The organism is Kitasatospora sp. NPDC059747, from assembly GCF_042732955.1.
GTDB lineage: Bacteria > Actinomycetota > Actinomycetes > Streptomycetales > Streptomycetaceae > Kitasatospora.
Map to the genome: position 1 here is coordinate 39978 of NZ_JBHWGV010000081.1, position 4298 is coordinate 44275.

Genomic DNA, 4298 nt, shown 5'->3' on the forward strand with positions numbered 1-4298 from the left:
GCCCCCCCCCCCCGCCGCCCGCCCCGCCCCCCCCCCCACGGTCGCAAAGAGCACCGGAGTCCCCCGGTGTACGTCCCCGCAACCCGGTGACGACCGGTGATCCCGGACAGGAACCCGCCTCAAAGACCCCGGCCTCGGCCCACGACCAGCCCACGGCGAGCCGACGACCGACCCGCGACCGACCCGCGACCGGCCCACGGCCGACCCACGGCCGACCCACGGCCGGCGGCCGGCGGCCCCGGCGTTCGGGGCGGGCACGGGAACCCCGGACGTCATGCAGGCCCAAGACCCCCGCCCCGGAAGGCCCGCCCCAGGAGGCCCGTCCCGGGAAGGCCCCGCCGCCCCCTGCCGGACCGCCCGCCGCCCCCTGCCGGGCCGCCCTCCACACCTCCCGGACACCCCCGGCTTGTAGGCTTGCCGGAACATCTCGGTTCGTTGAGGGAGGGCCCGGTGCGCGTCCGCCGGTGGATATGCGTGCTCGCGGGAGCCGTCGCGCTGAGCAGCCCGACGGCCGCCTACGCCCGCGGCGGGGGCGGCGGCCACGGCTTCGGCGGCGGCCACGGCAGCAGCGGGGGCAGCGGCGGCGGGGGCGGCCACGGCAGCGGCTTCCACGGGTCGGGCGGCGGCGGTTTCGGCACCGGCTTCGGAACCGGTTTCGGGGCCGGCGGCGGTGGCGGGGGGATCGTCACCCTGCTGGTGATCGTGGCCGTGATCCTGCTGATCCTGTGGCTGTGGTCCCGGCGCCGCAAGGCAAAGCTCGCGGACGGCCTGAACACCGTCTCCGACCGCACGGCCCACCGCGCCGACGCGCAGGCGCGCGAACGCGCCGCCCACGTCTCGGCCCGCGTGGACGCCATCGCCGACACCGATGCGACCTTCGATCGCGCCGCGCTCGAACAGCGCGCCGTGTGGCTGTACGAGAGCGCCCAGCGCGCCTGGACCGGGCACGACCTCGCCACGCTGCAGCGGATCCTGTCCCCGGTGCTGTACGGCAAGTGGGCCGAGGAACTCCAGGACTACGCCGCACGCGGCGAGGTCAACGTCGTGGAGATCGTCGCCGGCCCGGCCGTCGAGCTGGTCGACGTCGCCAACCGCGCGGGCGAGGTGAACGACACCGTCACCTTCCGGATCACCGCGACCCTCCACGACTACGTGCGCCGCGCCGACGGCGGACAGGGCGTGCGCAAGGACGGCTCGACCCGCCCGGTCGAGTACTGGACCCTGCGCAAGAACGCGGCCGGCGAGTGGATCGTGTCGTCGCTGGAACAGGCCGCCGAAGGCGCCCACCACCTGAGCGCCGCCATCGAGACCGACGGCTGGGACCAGAAGGACGTCGCCCGCCAGGCCGTGCTCGAAGTCGCCGGCAAGACCTCGCTCACCGGGGCCGGCGACATCCTGTCGCTCACCAACATCTCGTGGACCACCGACGCCGACACCGCCGCCGGCGACCTGAGCGTCCTGGACGCCCGCTTCGACAGGGCGGTCCTGGAAGTCGCCGTCGAACGGTTCCTCGAGGAATGGGCCATGAACGACGGCAGCCTCGACTTCACCCCCGTCCGCACCCCCCGCCGCACCGTCCTGCGCCAGGCCGACATCACATCCGTCAAGGTCACCTCGCTCCTGTCCCGCACCCCCATCGTCTTCCGCCTCACGGTCGACGCCCAGGGCGTCTACTACGAAGTCGACCGCCGCAGCGAACAGGTCCTGCACGGCGACCCGCACCAGCGCAGGCCCATCACCTTCACCTTCGACCTGCGCCTGGACGACACCCCGCCCGGGACATGGACCGTCACCGCCACCACCACGCAGTAACCCCGGCCCCCGGCCCACGCACCCGCACCCGCGCCCACGCCCACGCCCACGCCCGCATCCCGCCCTCCCCGCAGGCACGGCCCGCACCCGCACCACAGGCACCCAACGCCCACAACCCGCCCTCCCCGGCCAGGACCCCCGCCACGGCGGCGCACGGCCCGGCCGCCGTGGCAGCGGACCGGGAACCGCGCCGGCCCACCCCTTCCGCCAGGCCGGGCCCGGGCCTACCCGCGAGAGCGGGCCCGGCACAGCCGGGGCCCGGGCACCTCCCCCACAGCCGGCACGCCGCCCTCGCCGCGCACAGCAGCGGGTCACGGTCCCCTTTCCGTTCCGGGGGCGACACACTGCCCGCGGCCTGGCGGACCACCCCGGCGGCAGGCCGCGCAACGGCGAGCGGGCCGGCTCCCGCGCCGAGGAGCTCTCCGGCATCCGGCCACGACGGATCCCTACGAAGCGCGGCCAAGCGCCGCCCCCCCACGGACAACGGCCCCAGGACCAGGGGCCTTGCGCGGACGACGCAAGGGCCCCGTCCCTGGGGCCGGGACCAGGACCGGGGCGGCCCGGGCCGTGTCCGACACCCCCGGGCGCAGGAGAGCCGGGACCGGCACGGCCGTCCGCGTCCCGGCCCCGGAAACGGCCGCGGGCCCGCCCCACCGCACCCTCGGGGCGTCGTCGGCGGGATGGACGGGGCTGTGGCCCGACGCGTGTGACCCGGCCGCGCCGAGTGCCGGCCGGGCTTCTCGGGCAGCACGCGGAACCGCCCGAAAAACGAGCCGCGGCCCGGACGGCCGGGACGACGGTTCACAGCGGCGCAAGAGATCGCGCCCCGGCCGAAGGAGCCGTTGTCCGCCTCGACCGCAGGCATCGCGGTGCCGTGCCGGTGACCGGTCCGCAGTCCCCGCTCGCGGCCGGCCGACGGGAAGTCACCCGACTGATTTTGTCGGGCTATATGAGCGCCACTGCTTCGGTGTGAACGGGAGCCGGGTCCAGGCCGTTCGTGGCGGTGGTGTACTCGCCCGGGACGGGTGCTCTTCGGTCAGTTCGGGAGCCACTTCGGCGGGCATGGGAGCCATTGGCCGGGTGACCGGGCGGGTCTGGGCGGAGTGTCCGAGAAGACCGGGTCAGCGTCGTCGATAACGTGTGGTCGCGGGCCCGGGTTGCCTCCCTGACAAGTCGAGGCCAGGGCCCGCCCCATGCGAAACGAGAGCACTGCGACAGCATGCCGTGATCGAGCTCGTTGGGTTCCTCGGAGTGCCTGACGCACTGGTCCAGCTGGCTGTCGCGTGGCGTACCCGGCCGTCCCCCGTCTCCGGCACCGCTGTAGCGTTGTCCGCAGACGATCAGGGGGGTTCAGTGACGAGGTCCTTGCATTTCAGCTGGGAACTGAGCGGCTCCGGCTGGGCGAGGTGCAGGATCTGGGACGGCTCGACGAAGCACCAGGACAGCGTCAGCTACTGTACGAACGCGCTCGCCGACTTGCTGAAAGGCGTGTCGGGCCTTTACGGCCCCCATGGCGTCCAGCGGTTCTCGTTCGATCTCGAACCGGCAGAGGCGCGGTGGATTCTTCGTCGCCAAAGCAGTGACGTGCACATCACGATCCGTCGCTTCCCGGACATGTCGGCCAGCTTCGACGTACCGGACGGGAAGGGCACCCTCGTGTGGACGTCCACACGTCCTCGCACCTCCCTGGCGCATACGGTCGCGATGGCTGCCGAGAAGGTGCGGCGAACCCACGGCGAGGACGGCTACCTCCGGAAGTGGCAGCTGCACGCCTTCCCCACCGCCGAACTGGAAACCCTTCGGCACCTGCACCTGGCAGCGGATGACTGCGCTCTCCAGCACTGAACCAACGGCGCCTCACGGCGCAGACAAAAGCTGAGCCAGAACCGCTTCTGGTTCTGGCCCAGGTTGTGCGCCAGTGACGGTCCGTGACGGATCACCGGCTCTTGCCGGCCTCGTAGATCGACTGAAAGTCGTTGGCTCGGGTCCCGGGTGGCTGACAGTCGGCGACCGTGACGCAATCGTGGTCCCTGTTCCCGGAGTTGCTGTTCCCGTCAGTGCCGGAGGTGGCAAGCCGGGCCAGAAACCACTTCACCCCGGCGGACCACGCCGGCGAACCACCCGCCACGCACCGCCCGGCAGGGACGGGCCGCACCGGCGGGGACGGGCCGCACCGGCGGAGGCGGGCGGACGCCTGCAGGGACGGGCGGACGCCTGCGGGGACGGGCGGACGCCTGCGGGGACGGGCGGACGCCGCTGGCGGGGGCGGTGCCCGCGCGGAGCGCTACCGGGCCCGGGACCGGCAACCGGCCTGGGGGCCGGCCGCACGGCGAGACGAGAGAAGAAACCGCACCCAAGGCCTGGACGAGCCCGGGCCGCCGACCAGTACCCCTCACACAGCAGACCCGGAACCGGCCGGCCCTGCCCGGGCCCGCACACGGCCACGGCCCCGCCCCCGACGCTCTCCCGGGGGGCGGGGAGAGCGT

The 4298-nt window shown here is 73.9% G+C and carries 2 protein-coding genes; both read left to right on the forward strand.

What is annotated here, in order from left to right; all coding sequences use genetic code 11:
* The first annotated feature begins 450 nt into the window (after positions 1-450).
* On the forward strand, positions 451-1812 hold the full coding sequence (locus ACFV4G_RS29715; RefSeq protein WP_380445200.1) for a TIM44-like domain-containing protein: 1362 nt from the start codon (positions 451-453) through the stop codon (positions 1810-1812).
* Between the two features lie 1353 nt (positions 1813-3165).
* Positions 3166-3657 (forward strand): hypothetical protein, encoded by a 492-nt coding sequence (locus tag ACFV4G_RS29720; RefSeq protein ID WP_380445201.1) that lies wholly within the window; start codon positions 3166-3168, stop codon positions 3655-3657.
* Positions 3658-4298 lie beyond the last annotated feature (641 nt).